Origin of the sequence: Neotabrizicola shimadae (assembly GCF_019623905.1) — a bacterium.
Taxonomy (GTDB): Bacteria; Pseudomonadota; Alphaproteobacteria; order Rhodobacterales; family Rhodobacteraceae; genus Neotabrizicola; species Neotabrizicola shimadae.
Map to the genome: position 1 here is coordinate 3645001 of NZ_CP069370.1, position 20889 is coordinate 3665889.

Genomic DNA, 20889 nt, shown 5'->3' on the forward strand with positions numbered 1-20889 from the left:
ATTTAGGTAGCGCCTCGGACGAATACCCACGGGGGTAGAGCACTGCATGGGTGATGGGGTCCCACAGACTTACTGAGCCTAAGCAAACTCCGAATACCGTGGAGTACTATCCGGGAGACACACATCGGGTGCTAACGTCCGGTGTGAAGAGGGAAACAACCCTGACCTGCAGCTAAGGCCCCTAATTCGTGGCTAAGTGGGAAAGCATGTGGGACGGCCAAAACAACCAGGATGTTGGCTTAGAAGCAGCCATCATTTAAAGATAGCGTAACAGCTCACTGGTCTAGATAAGCTGTCCTGCGGCGAAGATGTAACGGGGCTCAAGCCACGAGCCGAAGCTCAGGATGCACAGCAATGTGCGTGGTAGCGGAGCGTTCTGTGATATAGCTCATCATGTCTTGTCTTGCTCTCGGGCAGGCCATGGACATGGAGAGCTTTCTGTGAAGCCGGGCCGTGAGGCAACCGGTGGAGAGATCAGAAGCGAGAATGTTGACATGAGTAGCGACAAACAGGGTGAGAGACCCTGTCGCCGAAAGCCCAAGGGTTCCTGCTTAAAGCTAATCTGAGCAGGGTAAGCCGGCCCCTAAGGCGAGGCCGAAAGGCGTAGTCGATGGGAACACGGTTAATATTCCGTGGCCAGTGGGATGTGACGGATGCTTACTGTAGTTCGGTCTTATCGGATTGACCGGGCTGCTGCGGTGTCCCTGGAAATAGCCCCACATCAGACCGTACCCCAAACCGACACAGGTGGGCTGGTAGAGTATACCAAGGCGCTTGAGAGAACCACGTTAAAGGAACTCGGCAAAATGCTCCCGTAAGTTCGCGAGAAGGGAGCCCCGTCTGTAGGCAACTATGGGCGGGGGGCACAGACCAGGGGGTGGCGACTGTTTACTTAAAACACAGGGCTGTGCGAAGCCGTAAGGCGACGTATACAGTCTGACGCCTGCCCGGTGCTGGAAGGTTAAAAGGAGGGGTGCAAGCTCCGAATTGAAGCCCCAGTAAACGGCGGCCGTAACTATAACGGTCCTAAGGTAGCGAAATTCCTTGTCGGGTAAGTTCCGACCTGCACGAATGGCGTAACGATCTCCCCGCTGTCTCTAACGTGGACTCAGCGAAATTGAACTGTGTGTCAAGATGCACACTACCCGCGGTTAGACGGAAAGACCCCATGAACCTTTACTCTAGCTTTGCATTGGCATCAGGAATGTGATGTGCAGGATAGGTGGTAGGCATCGAAGCGGGGACGCCAGTTCCCGTGGAGCCTCCCTTGAGATACCACCCTTCGCCTTCTTGATGTCTAACCGCGGCCCGTTATCCGGGTCCGGGACCCTGCATGGTGGGGAGTTTGACTGGGGCGGTCGCCTCCCAAATCGTAACGGAGGCGCGCGAAGGTTGGCTCAGACCGGTCGGAAATCGGTCGTCGAGTGCAATGGCAGAAGCCAGCCTGACTGCAAGTCTGACAAGACGAGCAGAGACGAAAGTCGGTCATAGTGATCCGGTGGTCCCAAGTGGGAGGGCCATCGCTCAACGGATAAAAGGTACTCTGGGGATAACAGGCTGATGATGCCCAAGAGTCCATATCGACGGCATCGTTTGGCACCTCGATGTCGGCTCATCTCATCCTGGGGCTGGAGCAGGTCCCAAGGGTATGGCTGTTCGCCATTTAAAGAGGTACGTGAGCTGGGTTTAGAACGTCGTGAGACAGTTCGGTCCCTATCTGCCGTGGGTGCAGGAGACTTGAGAAGAGTTGACCCTAGTACGAGAGGACCGGGTTGAACGGACCACTGGTGGACCTGTTGTCGTGCCAACGGCAGTGCAGGGTAGCTATGTCCGGACAGGATAACCGCTGAAGGCATCTAAGCGGGAAGCCCCCTTCAAAACAAGGTCTCCCTTGAGAGCCGTGGAAGACCACCACGTCGATAGGCCGGAGGTGTAAGCGCAGCAATGCGTTCAGCTGACCGGTACTAATTGCTCGATTGGCTTGATTTGATCCAGAAACAGCAAGGTCATACGACCCCTGGATCGTCAAAAGCACAAACAAGACCTGGAACAACACTGATGTTCGCCCTGCATTACCGCAGGGCATGTCCCTGATCCGGTCTGGTGGTCATAGCGCAAGCAAAACTCCCGATCCCATCCCGAACTCGGCCGATAAGTGCTGCCGCGCCAATGGTACTGCGTCTCAAGACGTGGGAGAGTAGGTCGCCGCCAGACCTGACCAGGGACAGAACTCTCTCGAACGATCTCAAACCAACCCCGAGCGCCATAAGCCCACGGGGCAAACAACGGACGCGGGGTGGAGCAGCCCGGTAGCTCGTCAGGCTCATAACCTGAAGGCCGCAGGTTCAAATCCTGCCCCCGCAACCATCGCCACTTGCCTCACGCCCGCACCTCCCGTGCGGGCTCTTGCATTTGTGCCCTCCCCGCAAAGTGACAGGATTGCGCCGAGTTCGCCGAACAACTCGATCGCATGCCCGCCGGGCGCCCCGGGTTCCGGGTGCAGCACGATCCTCTCGATCAGGCTTCGCAGCACCTCCGTCGCCTCGGTTCGGGTCCCGGGAGCATTCAGCGTGTCGGCCAGCCGCTCCACCTTGCGAGCATAGATGTCGACGAGACCCGGATGAAGGGCCACAGGGTCCGCCGCGGGCAGGGCGCTCAGCTCGGCCTCCAGCCTTGCGCGCTCGTCTTCGAGGGTGTCCATCTTTGCCTTCATGCTCGGGTGGAACATGCCGGCGGCAATGGCGTCCACGACTGCGGCAATGGACCGGTTGACCTCGTGGAGCCGGCGTTCCGATCCGGACCTGGCCTGCAACATGGCGAGGCGCTCCTTCTGCAGTTCCTCACGCACTTCCGCCAGAAACGTCGCGATCATGTCCGGCCGCAGAAGGTGGTGCTTCAGCCCCTCCAGTACCCGCGTCTCGACCTCGCTCCGGGCGATCGTCTTGCGGTTGGTGCAGATGCCGCTGTTGCGGGCCGCGGCGCATCCGTAGCGCGTCGCGCTGATCATGATGTAGCCCGACCCGCAGCAGCCGCAGGTCAGAAGGCCCGAGAACAGGTAGCGTGCCCGGTGGCCGCGTTCTGCTCCGGTGGCCTCGGGCGCTTCGGCCCGTGCAGCGAGGATATCGTCCCGGATTGCGCCCTGCCGCCGCTTCACCCGCTCCCAGAGCCCGTCCTCGATGATCCGTAGATGTGGGACGTCCTCGGTCACCCAGGCCTCCGGCGGGTTCGGTCGCGACTGGCGCTTGCCGGTCTCAGGATCCTTCACGAAACTCTGGCGGTTCCAGACCATCCGGCCGATGTAGAGTTCGTTGTTCAGGATGCCGGTGCCGCGCTTCCAATTCCCGGAAATCGTCGAGAAGGACCAGGTGCCCGGCGCTCCGTGGCCGGTGCTGCGGGGGGCAGGGATGCCTTCGCGGTTCAACTCGATCGCAATCGTGCGTGCGCTCTTGCCCGCGTCGTAGGCAGCAAAGATGCGTTGGACCACCGCGGCCTCGCCCGGATTGATCCGGCGCTCGCCTGTCGAGACCGTGCCATCCGGCAGGGCGTGGCGATCAAGACAGTAGCCGTAGCTCAAACCACCCGCCGACTTGCCGGCCCGGACCCGGCCTTCGAGCCCCTGTGTGTCTTTTGTGCAAGATCCTTGAGGTAGAGCGCCGACATCGTCCCCTTGAGCCCGACATGAAGCTCGCTGATCAGGCCCTCCGCGACCGTAACAACCGAGATGCTTTGGAACCGCATCGCCTTGTGGAACGCCGCGATGTGTTCCTGGTCCCGACTGATCCGGTCCAGGCTCTCCGCAACCACCACGTCGAACCGCTGGCGCCGCGCTTCCTCCAGGAGCCGCTGGTAGCCCGCCCGCAGATGCGACGCCCCCGAAACCCCGCGATCCGCGATCACTTCGTTCACGACCCAGCCCCGATCCTCGGCCAGCCGACGGCAGATGCGCACCTGATCCTCGATCGACGCGTCACGTTGCAGCTCTGTTGAGTACCGGGCGTAGATCACTGCTCGCATCAGGCCTTCTCCTTTAGTCTCTTGAGCAGCTTCGCCAGGTCACGCCCGACCTCAATGCTGCCGGCCTGAATGTAATGTCGCTCCGAGGTTCGAGCACGGGCATGTCCGAGGATCGGGGCGATCACCAGAGCGGCTTGGGGCGATTCCCGAGCCAAGGTCGTTGCGGCGGCGTCCCGAAAAAAGTGGGGTGGAACCTGTGTCCCGGTCAAGCGCCCGGTCACATCTGGTATCTTCTGACCGATGTAGGAATAGCTCATCGGATCCCCGCGATTGCAAACCCAGAGCGCGTCGTGAACACGCGAGCCTCGGGAAAGCAGGAAAGGGCGGGCCTCCGAAACGTATCGACGCAGCGCAGTCGCCGCCGGTTCCGGCACCTCGGCCTCCCAGGCCACGCCGGACTTGGTCAGCTCCTCTGTCAGCACCACCGTCAGCGCGCGATCGTCGACGAGCAGGGACTGGCCGATGGTCAGGCAGGAAAAGGCGCGGTGACGGATGGTCGGCATCATGGCGAGAAGGGCCACCATTGCGCCGTCCCGCTGCGCCTTGGCGCGACCGAGCGGGGTGGTTGCAGCGTCGGCTTCCGGGCCGGCGAGGCGGAGACCAGCGTCCAGCAGAACTCGGCCGGACAAGATCCTGCCGTGCTTGCGCGCAGGGTCACCGCGGCCCGCGCTGCGTTCAAGACCACGCTCAACGCGAAGATGGGCAGACCAGTCCCGCTTTGGATCTGCCGCCCGCAACACCCGCAGCGCTCCCGTGAAGTACATCTTGCGGATCGTCAGGCTAAGTCCGGGAGAAGCGTCCAGCCACATCTTGAGGCGGGCGAGCGTGGCCCGGACGGCCGGCGGTTCGGTCAGGACTGCAGGATCGACCCGTCGAAGCCAGTCGAGCCAGCGGCCGTAGGGTCCCTGGTACATGCGCGCAGACGTCAGGCGCAGGCCCGCAAATGCGCCACGCTCGTCGAAGGGACCGCCCTGCCGGGTCAGAGCGTGCCACATCTGCTGGTCAGCCGCGGGCCATTCGGGAAAGGGCAGGGACCTTCCCATCACTTGTTCCCCTTCCTGGCCGTGAGGACATCGCCGTAGACATCGAACACGGCTCGCGTTTCCAGGCCCGTGTAGAGGCTGATCGTGTTGCTGACGGCAGAATGGCCGAGGAGCCGTCGCACCGCTTCGTAGGCGCCAGGGTTGTCCTCCAGGTACAGCATCGCGGCCAGGTGGCGGAACAGGTGGGCGTTCGCCGCGATGCCCGTCTCCTTGCGAATCCGCTCCTTGAGACGCGTGGACAATGTACTGGGGTCGACGGAACCCGTGCCGTCGCGCCGAGGGAAGAGCCAGGGCGTGCCCGCGGGGCACAGCATCGGCGACCGATGAGCGAGGTGCTTGTCCAGCATCCGGCGAACGTCGGGCGGCAGTTCGAACTCCATCGGGCGGCCATTCTTCACTTCATCCTCCGCGAAGACGAGGAAGGCGCGTCCGTCCCCAGGGCGCTGGATGTGCCGCTCGATGTGGATCCCGGCGATATTGCCGATGCGCAGCGGGCAGACGAGCAGAATGGCGATGGCGAGCGCGTCCTCCCGAGCCAGGGCCGCCTCGGAAGGCTTCAGTTTGCGGCCCGCTGCACACAGCTTCTCCGGGAGTTCGAGCAGGCGAAGCAGGGTGGCATGGTCGCGCAGCACCCGCAGCCGGTCGCGGTTCTTGCGCGTCATGCCGCGCTGCGTGGGCAGGGCGACTCGGCGTGCCAAGCCGCCAAGACCATCCTGTATGTCAGACGTCAGGTTGAGACGGCGGGCACAGGCGAGAAGGATCTCGGCCATGTTGTCGATGACGACACTGGACCTGTTGTCGTTGCGGGCGACCATCGCTTGCAGGCCCTTCCTGGCGAGATCGGGCGCGCAGAGCGCCGCAACGGAGTCGATCTCCGCCTTCGGCACACCGGCTACCAGCAGTTCAGAGGCAAAGCGCTTCAGCATGCGGGTCCGTTGCTTGATGGTCGAGGCGGCCAGAGCGGGCATGGGCGCATCGTCTGCGAACGGGTCAGGCGCGGCAAGGCGCTGCATCAGGGCGTCCAGGTCCGCAAGGAACGCCGGCGGCAGCTCGTTATCCGGTAGCTTGATCACATTGGCGCGCTTGGGCAGCGCCAGACGCGGCCCAGGAAAACCATCGATCCGTGACACGGCAGTGTTCCAGGCGTTCACGGCATTGCGCCAGCTAACCTCTGGGCGCCTGACGATCTCCTCGGCCCTGATGGCCTGAAGAAAGGCATCTGCGTGGGCCTGGGTCACATCCCCTGGCAGGACCCCGAGGTTGTTCAGAAAGTGGATGAACCGGCCGAGGCCCGCAGTTAAGTGGCGGTCCTGCAGGGCGTGGACCTTCTGCCAGAGTTCGCGCCACGGTTCCTGAAGAACATCGGTGTGGCGCCTGCGCGGCCCCACGATGCCGACATGCATGAGTGCCGAGCGGGCGTCGCTGACGGCATTTTGCCAGCTCTTCTCTGTCAGCCCGATGGCCGCCGGCGCGACCTGCGAAAGGCGCGGTTGGAGCCATCTGGTGTTTGCAACGGTCTCTTCGGGTGCTCGCCCCAGTGCTTTGGCCACACGGCGCAGGCCGGAAACGAGGTCGCGGCGGCGCAAGTCGGATAGGCTCGCGTCCCCGTGAAGCTTCATGATGATGTCGGCGAAGGTCAGCGGTCCCTTGGGCAGGGCCGCCATCTCGATCGCCTTGGGGTCGATGGACTTCATGTGGTCTCCTTGGCTGTGGTCAGCGAGGAACTCGGGTGAACTTGAGGTGACAGGTCGGGACATTCGGGAAGAGGATAGCACGGAATCTGGAACGAATATGGGGAGAGCCTCTTCCCGAATCCCCAATAACACATTGACACTAATGGACATTTGTGGGCATTTGGGCTCACCCGGAGAGGCCCATCCGGTAGGCCTGATGGGCAGCACGGGTGATGCGCAGGAGGCGCCCACCGGGGCCAACCCGGATCGCCTTCAGCAGCCCTGCGTCGATCGCACGGCGAACCGTCCTCTCGCTGCATCGGTCGAGCGCGGCGATCTCCTTGATCGTCAGCAACTCCTCACCTAGCGTCACTTTGGCGTGCCGCAACTTCGGGTTCTTCTGAGTGGGCATCGTCATTCTCCTGGCTGGCGCGCCCCATGCAGTCCCTGGCGACTTGCTGCGCAAGCAGCCGGACCAGAGCCTTCAGGCCCTCGATCGTTTGTTGCGACGAAGTGGAGAAAGGGCGGGATGACGGGGCACGATGGGTCATCCCAGGACATTGCCTGACCTGGTGACCGCCTGACTATTCCGGGAATTGCAGAGACTTCTGCAATTAGCTCGTGAACAGACTGGTCTTTGGCACAAGCGGCCGAAGCTCGATCAGCTTCTTCTCAAGCCCAGAGAGCTGGTGAGGCAATACCGGCTCCTTCAGGTGGTCCAGGACGTCGGAGACGAACTGCAACAGGCTGCCTTCGGGAGCTCTTGGATCGAGATTGGCGCCCCGCGCGCTTGTTCGCTTAAGGTAGACTGAGATCTCTTTCCCCATGAAGTCGCGCCAGATCCACATGAGGCGGATTAACAGCCAGTCCCTGGCCTTGTCGGCCGGCGCACCCCGCTGTCGAGTTCGAGAATCAATCTCGCCAGTCTTCGCGGCAGCTGCAGCGGGTATGGTCAGCTGCCCTATGACCTCCTCCAGAAGGTCAAAGAACAGGACCAATCGACGTTCTCGGCGGATGGCCTTCTTCCTCGCCTGTTCACACTCTTCTGGCGAAGCATCTTTGAGGTCTGGTGCGTCATGGGCAAGGCAAATTAGGTCCTTGAGAAAGGGATGGAGACCCGGCGAACCCGTCTTCAGCATGGCCTCCATAAAGGAAGCATCCTCATCCTGCTGGCACTGCCGCTCTTGCCCGCCTTTCGCCAGACGCGAAAGCGTCAGGGCGGCATGCCTCATCTCTTCGATGCGAGCAAAACCTTCTTGAGCGGTCGGCGCATTCTGAAAAGAGCGCAAGGCCTTGAAACAATTGCCTGCCACGCCCACCACGATTGAAAGTTGGGGAAATTGCACATCGCGGTTTGAAATGGCTATAGCCATAGCCATGCTGTGCAAGAGCACATCGGTGTCAGATAGATACGCCCGCCAATTAACTGTCTCCTCATGGTTTGGCGCTGACCACCCCGTTCCATCGAGCAGGTCTTCGACGACGATTAGAGCTAAGTGCGGCTCCGAAAAGCACGCAAAGGGATCTCGGGCGGTGGATCGCGTTCTATGGGGCTTCGCGGTCTTCTTGCCTGACATGGTCAGATACCCCCCCTGCATTGGGTCGTTCAAGCTGGTACTTCACCTTAGAGTCAGGACTTCGGTAACGAGGCCGCTACAGTCAAGTGTTTCTGGGCATACGAGGTTGGCCTCCAGTGTGCGGTTTGGTCGTTTGTTCCGCCCTGCCTTCGGTGCCGCCTTCTTGTGAGATCGACCGCGGGTGTATGCCTCGATCCGTGGTCGGCGCATTGGCCGCCAACATGATACTGGTTCAATGCAATTCCGATGTGCCCATGTCATTGGCGTGCTCGATATCGGGCGGCAACAGTCCTGACCACGGCATCATCGGAACCGCGTCCCTGAGGGGACCCGACGGCCTGCGATCAGGCAGGCAACGGGTGCTAGTTCGGGTGTCAGGCTGTATGCGGGACCGGAATGTCTGACCGGAAGTTAGTGTCATTGACACATCCGGTGAAGGAGCACGCTGATGCGTCGTGCCAGGGCAGGTCAAAGCAATTGCGCCTGAGCGATACAAATGCTCTACGCAAAGCGGTGGGAGATCAGGTCGCTCTGTTCTACGGGTTGAAATCTGGGGGCAGCGAATGACGCCGAAGCAGGCTAAATCGTGGGCCGGTTTTCTTGGTCGAATGTCGCGAGTAACATGAAGGGCGATGTCAACAGGGTCCTAACGTACTGGCGCACATCGCTTGCTGACGGGGCGCTGGGCGAGGGGAAGTTCACGCAAGCCGACCGAAAGCGGTTTGTCGACGTGCCAGGCGAGGCGCTGAAGACTGGCGTTCTGCCGGATGAGGCCGTGGAGCGTGTGTTTCGCGGCCAAGCTTCGGTGAAGGCGATGGGCGTTCGGTTCTGGCCGCTGGTGATGGCGCGGAAATCGTCGCATGGGGCTGCTCGGGCGGGCGGGCTGCCGGAAATCGTCGCGCCTGTGGTGACCGAGGCGACCGTTGATCGAGCCGGGCGGATCACTCCCACCCGAAATGCCTTGGCGCGCGACCTGCTGACGCCTTTGCCCTCTGGCGAGTTTGCCATCGGGTCTGTGGACGCGCTGGACTCGTTTCTGACCGAGAACCCGCTGCCAGAAATGATGTTAGACGACTCCTGGCAGGAATACCTCGGGCACTGTCGGAAGATGGTGGACGCTGTCTCACAGGGATGGCCGCGTGGTGATGCGGATTACCAGCCAGTCGGGGCTGGGTTCCTCGAACTCGCCGAAGATGCCAATGCAACGGTGCGCGGCATTCTTGATCTTTACGACAAGCTCCTTGCTGAAAAGCCCGATGCCCCGTTGCTTGGGCAGATCGCGCAGCCTAGGAAGACCACTAGCGGCCTAGACCACCGGATCGAGCGGGAATTCGCACGCCGCCTCGGTCATTCGAACGCGAGCTTCCCTTTGGCAGAGCACCAGAGACAGGTCTTGGCTTGGCTGGACGCGTCCTCGCCGGGCGAGGTCATTGCCGTAAACGGCCCGCCGGGTACGGGCAAGACGACCATGCTGCTGTCGGCGGTTGCCGGGCTCTGGGTGCGTGCTGCGTTGCGCGGCGATGATCCGCCGGTGATTGTGGCCGCTTCCTCGAACAACCAAGCAGTCACGAATATCATCGACGCCTTTGGGAAGGACTTCGGCAAAGGGGAGGGGCCTTTTGCCGGGCGCTGGCTACCTGAGGTGGAAAGTTTCGGGATGTTCCTCGCGTCGTATTCGCGGCGACTGGAAGCGGCGCGCCGCTACCAGACCGAAGAGTTCCAGACGGAGCGAGAAACGGTTGCCTATGTCCAGCGGGCAAAGGAAGCGTACCTTCAGGCCGCCAGGGAAGCCTTTCCTGACCTGCCGAACCCTGACGTCGCAACTGTGGTGTCGGCCCTTCAAAAGCGGATGGCATCCGAGGTCGAGAAGCTTTCTCGCATCGATAGCGCAGCCAACTCGCGCCGCGCTGCAACCGAAGCTCTCAACGCGCAACTTGGCCCCGACCCGGAAGCAGTCGAGGCTATACGGGCAGAAGACGTTGCTCAGCGCACTGCCGCGCTTGAGAAGCGGCGGGAGGCGAGGGCGGCGCTCGATCGGCATCTGGCCAAGGAGTCCTGGCTAACCTCGGTCTTTGGGTTCCTTTCGTCGGTCAAGGAAAAGCGCGCCCTCCGTGCCCGGCTGGCGATCGGCGATCTGTTGCCGGGCTTGGAGGGCGCAAAGCGCGTGAGCGAGATCGAGGAGCGGGTCAGGACCGAACTGGGATCAGCAGAGGACGCGCTGAAGACGGCAGAACAGACACTGGCACGGACGAGGGTCCTGCGGCGCGAGTTCCTTGAAGCGGAAAGGGGCTGGGAAGCCGCGGCGTCTGCCTTCGGCGGTGGTGATGACATCGCCGAACTAGAACGCTGTGCAGACCTCGAAACTCGCTTCCCGTTGTTCCTGCTGGCGACGCACTATTGGGAAGGACGGTGGCTGCTGGCGATGGAGGCCGACCTCGCAGCTATTGTTGCTGCGAAGGGTAAGAACGGGAAGTCGACCGTCATTCCCCGGTGGCATCGTCGGATGATGTTGACGCCTTGCGCCGTGGCCACCTTCGCCAGCCTGCCCGGCAAGATGACCTACACGCGGCGCGACGGCGGGAAGTGGGCGACCGAATACCTGTTCGGCTTCATCGACCTCTTGATCGTCGATGAAGCCGGTCAGGTCCTGCCCGAGGTTGCCGGAGCATCGTTCGCCCTAGCGAAACGCGCCCTTGTCATCGGCGATACGCGGCAGATCGAACCAATCTCCTCGGTGCCGCGACCCGTCGACGTCGGTAACCTGCGAAACTGCGGCCTTCTGGGCGGCGAGACCGACATTGAGGCGCTTGCGGCACGCGGGATTTGCAGCACAAGCGGAAGTGCCATGCGCCTCGCGCAAGAGGCTTGCCGTGTGTCGCCGTATCCTGATCTTGAGAAGGGACTCTACCTCTTCGAGCACCGGCGGTGCTACGACGAAATCATCAGCTTCAGCAACGCCTTGTGCTATAAGGGAAAGCTCCGGCCACTGAGGGGAAAGGCCCCCGCAGACGCAGGACTTCCGGCGCTTGGGTATCTCCATATCGATGGTCGGGCGGTGACCTCGGGCAGCAGTCGGGCCAACCTACTTGAGGCCCAGACAATCGCCGCCTGGCTTGACGAAAACCGCGCTGGGCTGGAAGCCCGGTATCGCAGGCCGTTGGAGCAGATCGTCGGGATCGTTACGCCCTTTGGCCGTCAGGTGCGCGAAATCCGCGACGCCTGTGCCAGCCGGAGGATTTCGGTTGATGGGCGCGAAGGCATGACCATTGGCACGGTCCACGCCCTCCAGGGCGCTGAACGGCCGGTCGTGATCTTCTCCCCCGTCTATTCCAAGCATGCCGACGGCGGCTTCATCGATGCATCGCCCAGCATGCTGAATGTCACCGTCTCTCGGGCCAAAGACAGTTGCCTTGTCTTCGGCGACATGGATGTCATGGCCGCGGCCCAGACCGGTTCGCCCCGTTCGATCTTGTCGGAGTTCCTGTTCGCCTCAGAGACCAATGCGCTCGAGTTCGCGGCCGAGCCCCGGACGGACCTGAAACAAGGAAGCGGCCAGATCCAGATGCTGCGGGATGCCGCCGGGCACGATGCTTTCTTGCTGGACGCACTTTCGGCGGGTGGGCGGCGTTATACCATCGTCAGCCCTTGGGTGATCGCGGGCACGATGGAACGCGTCGGACTGATCACCGCCTTTGAAGCGGCCATCCGACGGGGTGCCGAGATCGACGTCTTCGCCGATCCGTTGCTCAACGAGGGTCCGGCCGCCAGTGGCTTGACCCAGATGAAGGCGGTCGAGAAGGTTCTTGCAGGGGTCGGGGTCCGTCTCCACAAGTTGCCGAAGCTGCACAGCAAGATCGTGGCGATCGACAGCGACGTTCTGTGCATCGGGTCCTACAACTGGCTTAGCGCCGATCGGCAGGGTAAGTATGCGAGGCACGAGACGTCATTTGTCTACCGCGGCCAGCATCTCGAGGACGAGATACGCACGATCGTCGGTAGTCTGAAGCGCAGGGAGAAATAGCGAACGGGCGGCGAGGGCGGAGTTTGCGGGTCAACAATAGGTCAAAGGGCTGTCGCGGTATCCGTTATGCTGCGCCCGCCGCGCAGGGTCCGTCCAGTCACGATTGAAGTGCAACGGCTTGGTTGAAGACTTCGTTTGGGGTCTTGTATCCGAGGCATTGCCTTGGGGTGTTATTGTATCGCTCGACGATACGGTTGTTGCCCTGTTGGGGCAATCCTCCCCGCTTTAACGGGGCGCGACCGTAGAACTACGCGGCCATCTTTAGCTTCATGGCAGGTGTGACCCCGCCGATGCCCATCTTGGGTCGTTCGTTGTTGTAGGTCCAGAGCCATTCGGTGGCGATCTGCTGCATCTCCTCAATGGTTTCAAGAATGTGGAGGTCCAGCCATTCATGGCGAACTGTCCGGTTGTAGCGCTCAATATAGGCGTTCTGCTGTGGCTTTCCGGGCTGGATGTAGGTCAGGACGATGCCCTGCTTCTCGGCCCAGGTCATGAGGGTTGAACTGACGTATTCCGGGCCGTTGTCGACCCTTATGGCGAGGGGCTTGCCGCGCCACTCGACAATCTGGTTCAGGGACCGGACAACCCGCTCTGCTGGCAACGAGAAGTCGACCTCGATACCCAAGCCTTCGCGGTTGAAGTCATCCAGCACGTTCAGCAGCCGGAACTGCCGCCCATCCGCCAGCCGATCCGCCATGAAGTCCATCGACCAGACGAGGTTCGGCGCGTCCGGCACCACCAAGGCCTCAGGCTTCTCGCGCTTCAGCCGTCTGCGGGGCTTGAGCCGCAGGTTCAGCTCCAGGGCGCAGTAGATGCGGTAGACCCGCTTGTGGTTCCAAGGATGGCCTTTGACGTTGCGCAAGTGCAGCAAACACAAGCCAAAACCCCAGGTCTTGCGGGCATCGGTCAGCCCCACCAGAAGGTCGGCGATCTACTCGTTCTCGTCTCGCAGCTTCGGGCTGTAGCGATAACAAGTCTCGCTGAGGCCAAGAGCAAGGCAGACCAGCGCAATGCTGACCCCGTGTCGCGCCACCGTTTTCTCGGCCATCTGGCGGCGTTGAGATGGCCGCATCACTTTTCTCTCAAGGCCTCCTTGAGCAAATCGGCCTGCATGCTGGGGTCAGCATACATCCGCTTCAACCGCCGGTTCTCGTCTTCAATCGCCATCATCTGGCTGATCAAGGATGTGTCCATGCCGCCATACTTCGCCCGCCACTTGCAAAGCGATGCGCAGCTCATGCCATGAGCCCGGCACACTCGGCCACCGGCATCCCGCCTTCGGCCTGCCGCAGGATCGCGAGGATATGTGCCTCAGTGTATCTGCTTGTCTTCATTCGGAATCTCCTCATGCATTTTGCCGAGAAAATTCTACTTATGCAGCACCTTAACCATGGCGAGCATTACCCATTTGGGCCCTCCCCACGCAGCGACAATATCGCGCCGAGCTCGCCAGAGAGTTCGATCGCATGGCCGCCGGGAGCCGCAGGCTCGGGCAGCAGACCACTGTGACAGCCTGAACAATCTTGCATCCAGGTGCACAAATATAGTTGAACATCCGTAAAACATGCGATACATATGTGCATCCACTGGAGGAGGAGAGCCATGTCCCATTCGATGATGACCAGCCTGCGTGCTTTGACGATTGCTGCCTTCGGGCTGTCCGTGACCGCCGCGGCGGCGCTGGCCGAAGTGTCCCAGCCGACCGTTGCGAAAGAGGACATCGTCCTCGTCACCACGGTGATCAACGCCACGAACCCCTACATGGCGTCATGGATCGAAGGCTCGAAGGCCCTGGGCGAAAAGCTCGGCCTGCCGGTCGAGATCGTGCAGTCCAACGGGTCCTCGCAGACCCAGATCGCCGGAATCCAGGCGCTGGCCGCGAAGGGCAAGAAGATCGTTCTGGTGACGAACCCGCTGGCGGCCTCGGACGTGCCGGCCATCGCCAACACGATCAAGCAGAACGGCGGCTACATGGCCGTCTGGTGGAACATGCCGCCGAACATGGAGCCGGCCGATGTGGGTGACCATTTCGTCGCCTTCGGCACCTACAACGGCTACACCGCCGGCGAATGCGGCGCCAAGGCGCTGGTCGCGGCGATGGGCGGCAAGGGCGGCATCATCGCCCTGCCGGGGGTGCTGGACAGCACCGTCAGCCAAGAGCGCGTCGCCGGCCTGAAGAACGTGATCAAGGATTACCCGGACATCACCCTGCTGGACGAACAGCCCGCGAACTGGGACCAGGCCATCGCGCTGAAGACCACGCAGCAGCTGATCGCCAAGTACGGCGACCAGATCGATGGTGTCTGGACCGCGGATGACGCGATGATGCTGGGCGCCTATGAGGCCATCAAGAAGGCCGACATGATCGATGAGGTGCATTTCTCGGGCGAGGGTGCCTATCCGCCGGTGGTGGACCTGATGGTGAACCAGCCCGACGGGGATGTCGTCGCGGCCTCGTCCTTCCACCGCGGCTACAAGGCGGCGGCAACCGGCATGCTGATCGCCTACAAGGCGGCGGTGGGCGAGATCGACATCTCGAAGCTGACACCCGAACAGCGCCATGGCCAGTATGCGATCGACTGCGTCACCCCGGCCAATGCCAAGGACTTCCAGGCCAATGGCGGTATCGACCCGACCTGGCTGGACCGTCTGATCCAGGATCCCTTCATGGATCTGGTGGGCGGCCCGGTCGAAGGCCCGCAGGGCTGACACCTGCTAGTCACGCTGCCGCCCCTCATGGGCGGCAGCCCTTCCGGAACGGAGCGAACCCATGACCTTCCTGACAGGAACCGGCGCCGCTTCGGGCTGCGCCCGGCTGAACTGGCGCAGCGGATTGGCCGAAGTCGCCATCCTGGCCGCGCTGATCGTCGTCTTCTCGATCCTGAACCCGACGCATTTCCCGACCCTGGTCAACCTGAATACCATCCTGAACTCGGCGGCCATTCCCGTGGTGATCGGCGTGGGGGCAAGCCTTGTGGTGCTGACCGGGCGCATCGACCTGTCGGTCGAGGGGGTGATGGGGGCGGCGGGCATGGTCTTCGTGCTTCTCTCCGCCAACAGCCGCGAGACGGCCGACATCGGCTGGCTGGCCTACCCTGTCGCGATCGGCGTCGGCCTGGCCCTTGGCGCGGCGACGGGCCTTGTCCATGCCTTCGCCAAGGTGCCGTCCTTCATCGTCTCGCTGGGCATGTGGTACGTGGGCCTGGGCATTGCAGCCGTTCTCTTCGGCTATGAGATGATCCCCTTCCTGTCGGACGAGGCCGCCGTCGCCTGGCCCACCGCCACGACCTTCGGCCTTCCCAACAGTTTCCTCCTGGCGCTCTGCATCGTGGCCTTCGGCTGGCTGATCGAGCGTTACACGCGGCTCGGCCGCTATACCCGCGCCATCGGCAACAACGAGGGCGTGGCGCGGATGACCGGCATTCCGGTGGCGGCCTATGTCGTGCTGATCTTCGCCTTCGCCGGGGCCTGTTCGGCGCTGGCCGGCATCATGGGCAGCCTGGCCCTGGGGGCGGGCGCCGCGAATGTGGGCGTCGGCATGCTGTTCCTGACGCTGGCCGCCATCGTGATCGGCGGCACGCCGCTGGGCGGCGGGCAGGGCGGGGCGCTGCGCACCGTGATGGGCGTGCTGATCCTGTCCACCCTCTACAACGGCCTGATCCTGGCCGGGGTTGATCCTTCGATCCAGTCGGGCGTCTCGGGTGTGGTCCTTGTCGTCGCCGTCATCGCGGCCGGCTGGTCGCAACGGGCAAAGCTGCGGGTGTTCAAATGATCCAGACCGGTATCGCCATGACCCCCTCGGTTCCCGTGAATCCCCTGCCGATCCTGCGGCTGGACGGCATCACCAAGAGCTTCGGCCCCGTCGCCGCGGTGAAGCCCCTGTCGCTGGCCATCGGTCGCCACGAGGTCGTCGGCCTGATCGGCGAGAATGGCGCGGGCAAATCCACGCTTCTGAAGATGCTGACAGGCGTGCACCGCCCCGATGCCGGCACGATCGAGATGAACGGGCGCGCGCTTCGCCTGCGCGGGCCGCAGGATGCTGTGCAGGCGGGGCTGGGGATCGTCCACCAGGAGCAGTCGCTGTTCACCAATCTGACCGTGGCCGAGAACATCGTGATGGGAGCGGGTCCCCACGGGTCGGCGGCGACGAAGGGCGGGCTTTACCGCTGGTCGGCCCTGCGGCGCGAGGCCGAGGAGGTGCTGGCCCGCATCGGCAGCACGATCTCGCCCGATGCCATCGTCGGCGAGCTGACCTTTGCCCAACGCCAGATGGTCGAGATTGCCCGGACGATCCATGTCGCCTGCCAGACCGCCGAGCGGCAGGGCGGTGCTCCGCTGGTGATCCTGGACGAGCCGACCTCAGTGCTGGAAAAGGCCGAGACCGAGGTACTGGAGGCCGAGATTGACCGGCTGAAGCGGATCGGTTCGGTGATCTTCGTCAGCCACCGGCTGGAAGAAGTGCTGCGGATCTGCGACCGTATCGTGGTGATGCGCCATGGCGAGCTGGTTGCCGATCGGCCCACCCTGGGCGTAACCGAGGCCGACCTGTTCCGCCTGATGATCGGCAAGGACCGCCATGCCGAGGCGCGCGGTGCCGTGCCGGTGCCGGCCGGCGCGCCAGTGATGCGCGTCGCGGGCCTGTCGCGTGCCGGGGCCTTCAAGGACATCAACCTGGATGTGCACGCGGGCCGGATCACCGCCATTGTCGGGTCCTTCGGCGCGGGGCGCGAGGAACTGGTACGGGCGCTTTACGGTGCGGAATCGCATGACGCGGGCCGGATCGAGGTGGCGGGTCACCCGGTGTCTGGCTGGTCGCCGCGCCGGGCGATCCGCGCCGGCGTGGCCTATCTGCCGGCCGAGCGCGGCGTCGAAAGCGCCGTGGGCGGGCTGTCGGCGGCCCGAAACCTGACAATGGTTCCCTTTGGTGCCAACGGCGGCTGGGTGCTGTCTCCGGCCCGGCGCAAGGCGCTGGCGGCGGAGTGGTTCGAAAAGCTGGACATCCGCCCCCGCCTTCTAGGGCAGGAACTGGAGCGGTTTTCCGGCGGCAACCAGCAGAAGGTTGTGCTGGCCAAGTGGCTGACCCTGTCGCCCAAGGTGCTGATCCTGGACCATCCGCTGCGCGGGCTGGACCCGGGCGCGGGCGCCACCGTGAACGCCTGCATCCGCCAGGCGGCGGCGCAGGGCGCGGGCGTGATCCTTCTCGCCGACACGCTGGAAGAGGCGCTGGACCTCGGCCACGAGGTCATCGTGATGCGCGACGGCGAGATCAGCGCGCGGTTCGACATGGGCCGCGACAACCCCACCACTCTGGACCTGCTGGAGAACATGGTATGAGCGCACTTCGCACCGATACCCTGCGCCAGGCGCTTGGCCCGCTGGCGGTCTTTGCCGGGCTTCTGGCGGTGATCTCGATCGCCGTACCGACGTTCCTGGGCGGCGGCGGACCGTCGATCATCGCGCAGCAGGCGACCCCGATCCTTCTGGTGGCCCTTGGCCAATGCGTCGTGTTGCAGATCGGATCGATCGACCTGTCGAACGCGGCGATCGCTCTCTTCTGTTCGATTCTCGCGGCGCTGACGCTTGGCCCATTGGGTGCCGTCGCGCCAGTCTTTTGCCTTCTGGTCGTCACCCTGATCGGCGTGGCGAACGGGCTGATCCTCGTCTACACGCAGATCCCCTCCTTCGCGCTGACGCTGGGGACGCTGGGGGTTATGCAGGCGGCCTCGCTGGTCGTGACGGGGTCGAACGTCGTCTATGTGATGGACAACATGGACGTGGTGGCCTGGCTGTTCACCGTGACCTTCCTGACCATTCCGGTGGCCTTCTGGATTTCGGTGCTGCTGGCGGTCGCGCTGTGGGCCTTCCTGCGCTTCACCGTGCCGGGGCAGGGGCTGGCCGCGATCGGCTTCAACGAACGCGCCGCGGGCCTGTCGGGCCAGCCGGTGAATGCGCTGAAGGTGCTGGCCTTCGGGCTTTCGGGCTTCTTCGCCGGGCTGGCAGGGCTTTGCGTGATCTCGATCTCTGGCGCGGCCTCGTCCATTGGCCTCGGCAGCGACCTGCTGGTCCCGTCCATCGCCGCGGCCCTGGTTGGCGGCACGGCGATCACCGGAGGCACCTGCAACCCGCTGAACGTGGTCTTCGGCGCGATGTTCGTGGCGCTGATCCCCGTGGGCTCCGCCGCGGTGGGCGTCAATCCCCAGGCGCAAAGCATCGTGTACGGCCTTGTCCTGATCATCGCCGTCGCCGCCACGATGAGCCGTTCCAGAACCGGAATCGTGAAGTAATCTGCCGCCCAGCGCGGACTGCAACCCAGGGCGCGAGGGAGGAGACCCGGCGCCCGGCCGAGAGAGGAGTACCACATGGCCACCGCACTTGACCGCTTCGCCGAGATGAAGCCGCATTGGGACGAACCCGTCCTGATCGAAAGCCACCAGAACGGCGTGCGCACCAAGGAGATGAACCCGAACACGCCGATCACGGATGACGAGCTGTACGAGGATGCCATCCGCTGCTGGGATGCCGGCGCTACGGCGATCCATGTCCACAATTCGAACTTCGACCTGCAGGGCAAGGAATCCTTCGACGACTACATGAAGGTCTGGAACCGCATCCTGAAGGACCGGCCCGACATCATCTGGTACCCTACCACCTGCAACAACAACCTGGTCCGGCCAGAGCATTGCGGGCTGGAGCATGTGGACCTGCTGAACAAGCATGCCAATGTGCAGATCGCCGTGGTTGATACCGGCGTCGACATGTTCGTCATCGACGAGGACGCCGAAGGCTATTCTCAGGGTCGCGCCTATGGCTGGGACCTGACCCAGGTGGCCGCCCAGGTGAAGTTCTGCCGCGCCCGCGACATCGCGATGATCTGGGGCGTCTACGAACCCGGCCACCTGCGGGTGGCGCGGCACTATGTCGACCGTGGCATGTTCACGTCCGGCACCAACTGGGACTTCTACTTCGTCGGCAAGTACGGCCTGACCTCGACCAAGCCCATCGGCACCTGCGGCATGGAGCCGTCGCTGGAAAGCCTGTACTACTACCTGGACATGATTTCCCAGGCCAAGCACAAGCTGCCTTGGTTCATCTCGATCTGGGGCGAGGGCGACTATGACTATCGCCCGCTGATGCGCCGCACGATTGAACTGGGCGGCCATATCAAGACCGGGCTGGAGCTGCATTATTCGCCCCACCGCAACCCGACGAACCTGGAGCTGCTGCAAGAGGCGCAAGAGATCGCGCGCGAAGTGGGCCGCCCCATCGCCACCCAGGCCGATGCCCGCCGGATCCTGAACATCACCTGACCTTCGCGCAGGTTGTCATCTGCAAGGCCCTTCGGAGCGATCCGGAGGGCCTTTTGCATGGCGGACATATGACATCGCGTCCGGGCATCTGATCGCCTCTTCAGGCGCGCGATTCGACGCACCGGGGCGTGAGGATATGCCCATTTCCTGAACACATGCGCAGAACCTCGCGGGAATGTAACGAAAACAGAGGCTTGCAGGAACTGAACAAACCACCAAGGAAGTTGACAAATGTGCTGAACAATGTGAAAAGAGAATGAAGAAATGTGCAGACAGGAGGAAGTGCTGCATGGCCGAGATCTTCGATCATACCGGTGCGCCGGTGAAACATGGACGGGCCCGGGTCAACGGCATTCGGATGCATTACGTCACCGCGGGCCAGGGCGAGCCCCTGCTGCTGCTGCATGGCACGCCCAAGACCCACTTCTACTGGTACAAGCTGATCCCGCTGCTGACGCCGCATTTCACCGTGGTGGCGCCCGACCTGCGCGGCTTTGGCGACACCGACAAACCGCCGGCGGAAGAGGGCTATGACAGCCTGACCAACGCCAAGGATGTGGCCGCTCTGATGACGCACCTCGGCCACGACACCTTCCACCTGCATGGTGAGGACCGCGGCGCCGAATTCGCCTATGCCCTGGCCGCGACCGAACGCGCCCGCGTTCAGACTCTGTCCTTCTCTGAGATGCTACTTTCGGGTGAAGGCCTGGAAGAATGGTCGAACTTCACGCCCTCCAACATCTCGTCGCAGTTCGACCTGCGCGGCGTCTGGGTTTGGCACATTCCATTCTTCTGGATCCCCCACCTGCCGGAAATGCTGATCACCAGGCGTGAGCGCGAATTCTGGGAATTCTGGATCAAGGCCGAAACCTGGAACCCGAACGCCATCACCAACGAGGCGATCGACGAATGGATCGCCCGGCTCTCGGCCCCTGGTGGCCTGCGTGGCTGTCTGGAAACCTATCGCGCCGGCCTGAAGAACGCCCGGATCAATGCCGAGCTGAAGAAGGTGAAGCTCAGCCTGCCGATCCTGACCATCGGCGCGCCGGAATTCTTCGGCGAGCTGGTGAAGGGCCAGATGGAGAAGGTGGCCCTTGGCGTCGAACGGTCGGAAGTCTTCCAGGAATGCGGCCATAGCCTGGCCCTAGAAGCCCCCGAGCGCCTGGCGCAGACGCTCCGCGAATTCATGCTGAACCGCAGCACGGCCGCCGTCGCGGCCCGCTGATCCTGCCCGCCTGAACCCTGAACCAAAAC

The 20889-nt window shown here is 62.9% G+C and carries 13 protein-coding genes, 1 tRNA gene, 2 rRNA genes and 1 pseudogene (1 of these 17 only partly in view); 10 read left to right on the forward strand and 7 right to left on the reverse strand.

Features of this window, described 5'->3' with window-relative positions:
• The 3 genes from JO391_RS17680 to JO391_RS17690 all read left to right on the forward strand — a co-directional run.
• A 23S ribosomal RNA gene (locus tag JO391_RS17680) occupies positions 1–1989 on the forward strand (it extends 845 nt beyond the left edge of the window).
• Positions 1990–2099: 110 nt separating this feature from the next.
• Positions 2100–2214: ribosomal RNA gene (gene rrf, locus JO391_RS17685) — 5S ribosomal RNA — on the forward strand.
• A 76-nt stretch (positions 2215–2290) separates the two neighbouring features.
• Positions 2291–2367, forward strand: a tRNA-Met gene (locus JO391_RS17690).
• On the opposite strand, the gene JO391_RS17695 is transcribed toward JO391_RS17690, so the two are convergent.
• The 6 genes from JO391_RS17695 to JO391_RS17715 form a co-directional block, all read right to left on the reverse strand.
• Complete coding sequence (locus JO391_RS17695; protein WP_259444919.1) at positions 2324–3484, reverse strand: recombinase family protein; 1161 nt, start codon at positions 3482–3484, stop codon at positions 2324–2326. The two genes, JO391_RS17690 and JO391_RS17695, sit on opposite strands and share 44 nt — an antisense overlap.
• 86 nt (positions 3485–3570) lie before the next feature.
• A complete protein-coding gene (locus tag JO391_RS21590) occupies positions 3571–4014 on the reverse strand; it encodes a recombinase family protein (RefSeq protein WP_259444745.1) in 444 nt (147 codons plus the stop codon).
• Complete coding sequence (locus tag JO391_RS17700) at positions 4014–5057, reverse strand: tyrosine-type recombinase/integrase (protein WP_220661746.1); 1044 nt, start codon at positions 5055–5057, stop codon at positions 4014–4016. The genes JO391_RS21590 and JO391_RS17700 overlap by 1 nt, the downstream gene beginning before the upstream one ends.
• Positions 5057–6751 carry a tyrosine-type recombinase/integrase gene (locus JO391_RS17705; RefSeq protein WP_220661747.1) on the reverse strand — a complete coding sequence of 565 codons (1695 nt, stop codon included), beginning with the start codon at positions 6749–6751 and terminating at the stop codon, positions 5057–5059. Before JO391_RS17705 ends, JO391_RS17700 begins: the two co-directional genes overlap by 1 nt.
• Positions 6752–6917: 166 nt before the next feature.
• Positions 6918–7142 (reverse strand): helix-turn-helix domain-containing protein, encoded by a 225-nt coding sequence (locus JO391_RS17710; RefSeq protein ID WP_220661748.1) that lies wholly within the window; start codon positions 7140–7142, stop codon positions 6918–6920.
• 202 nt (positions 7143–7344) lie between these two features.
• Complete coding sequence (locus JO391_RS17715; protein WP_220661749.1) at positions 7345–8307, reverse strand: hypothetical protein; 963 nt, start codon at positions 8305–8307, stop codon at positions 7345–7347.
• A 622-nt stretch (positions 8308–8929) separates the two neighbouring features.
• Here JO391_RS17715 and JO391_RS17720 point away from each other — a divergent pair.
• Positions 8930–12328 carry an AAA domain-containing protein gene (locus JO391_RS17720; protein ID WP_220661750.1) on the forward strand — a complete coding sequence of 1133 codons (3399 nt, stop codon included), beginning with the start codon at positions 8930–8932 and terminating at the stop codon, positions 12326–12328.
• 247 nt (positions 12329–12575) lie between these two features.
• Here JO391_RS17720 and JO391_RS17725 read toward each other — a convergent pair.
• Positions 12576–13662, reverse strand: a pseudogene (locus JO391_RS17725) (IS3 family transposase).
• A gap of 268 nt (positions 13663–13930) precedes the next feature.
• Between JO391_RS17725 and JO391_RS17730 the strand changes: the two are divergent.
• The 6 genes from JO391_RS17730 (at position 13931) to JO391_RS17755 (ending at position 20860) form a co-directional block, all read left to right on the forward strand.
• Positions 13931–15037, forward strand: a complete 1107-nt coding sequence (locus JO391_RS17730) for a sugar ABC transporter substrate-binding protein (protein ID WP_220661751.1) — start codon at positions 13931–13933, stop codon at positions 15035–15037.
• Between the two features lie 61 nt (positions 15038–15098).
• Positions 15099–16100, forward strand: coding sequence for an ABC transporter permease (locus JO391_RS17735; protein WP_220661752.1), 1002 nt, complete (start codon positions 15099–15101; stop codon positions 16098–16100).
• Positions 16097–17662, forward strand: a complete 1566-nt coding sequence (locus JO391_RS17740; protein WP_220661753.1) for a sugar ABC transporter ATP-binding protein — start codon at positions 16097–16099, stop codon at positions 17660–17662. Before JO391_RS17735 ends, JO391_RS17740 begins: the two co-directional genes overlap by 4 nt.
• A complete protein-coding gene (locus JO391_RS17745) occupies positions 17659–18612 on the forward strand; it encodes an ABC transporter permease (RefSeq protein WP_220661754.1) in 954 nt (317 codons plus the stop codon). Before JO391_RS17740 ends, JO391_RS17745 begins: the two co-directional genes overlap by 4 nt.
• 75 nt (positions 18613–18687) lie before the next feature.
• Complete coding sequence (locus JO391_RS17750) at positions 18688–19635, forward strand: beta-keto acid cleavage family enzyme (RefSeq protein ID WP_220661755.1); 948 nt, start codon at positions 18688–18690, stop codon at positions 19633–19635.
• A gap of 289 nt (positions 19636–19924) precedes the next feature.
• Positions 19925–20860 (forward strand): alpha/beta fold hydrolase, encoded by a 936-nt coding sequence (locus JO391_RS17755; protein ID WP_220661756.1) that lies wholly within the window; start codon positions 19925–19927, stop codon positions 20858–20860.
• Positions 20861–20889 lie beyond the last annotated feature (29 nt).

Coding starts and splice junctions, on each gene's coding strand:
- JO391_RS17730 (WP_220661751.1), top strand. CDS start 13,931: ATGTCCCATTCGATGATGACCAGCCTGCGTGCTTTGACGATTGCTGCC.
- JO391_RS17715 (WP_220661749.1), bottom strand. CDS start 8,307: ATGTCAGGCAAGAAGACCGCGAAGCCCCATAGAACGCGATCCACCGCC.
- JO391_RS17740 (WP_220661753.1), top strand. CDS start 16,097: ATGATCCAGACCGGTATCGCCATGACCCCCTCGGTTCCCGTGAATCCC.
- JO391_RS17720 (WP_220661750.1), top strand. CDS start 8,930: ATGAAGGGCGATGTCAACAGGGTCCTAACGTACTGGCGCACATCGCTT.
- JO391_RS17750 (WP_220661755.1), top strand. CDS start 18,688: ATGGCCACCGCACTTGACCGCTTCGCCGAGATGAAGCCGCATTGGGAC.
- JO391_RS17735 (WP_220661752.1), top strand. CDS start 15,099: ATGACCTTCCTGACAGGAACCGGCGCCGCTTCGGGCTGCGCCCGGCTG.
- JO391_RS17700 (WP_220661746.1), bottom strand. CDS start 5,057: ATGGGAAGGTCCCTGCCCTTTCCCGAATGGCCCGCGGCTGACCAGCAG.
- JO391_RS21590 (WP_259444745.1), bottom strand. CDS start 4,014: ATGCGAGCAGTGATCTACGCCCGGTACTCAACAGAGCTGCAACGTGAC.
- JO391_RS17705 (WP_220661747.1), bottom strand. CDS start 6,751: ATGAAGTCCATCGACCCCAAGGCGATCGAGATGGCGGCCCTGCCCAAG.
- JO391_RS17710 (WP_220661748.1), bottom strand. CDS start 7,142: ATGCCCACTCAGAAGAACCCGAAGTTGCGGCACGCCAAAGTGACGCTA.
- JO391_RS17755 (WP_220661756.1), top strand. CDS start 19,925: ATGGCCGAGATCTTCGATCATACCGGTGCGCCGGTGAAACATGGACGG.
- JO391_RS17745 (WP_220661754.1), top strand. CDS start 17,659: ATGAGCGCACTTCGCACCGATACCCTGCGCCAGGCGCTTGGCCCGCTG.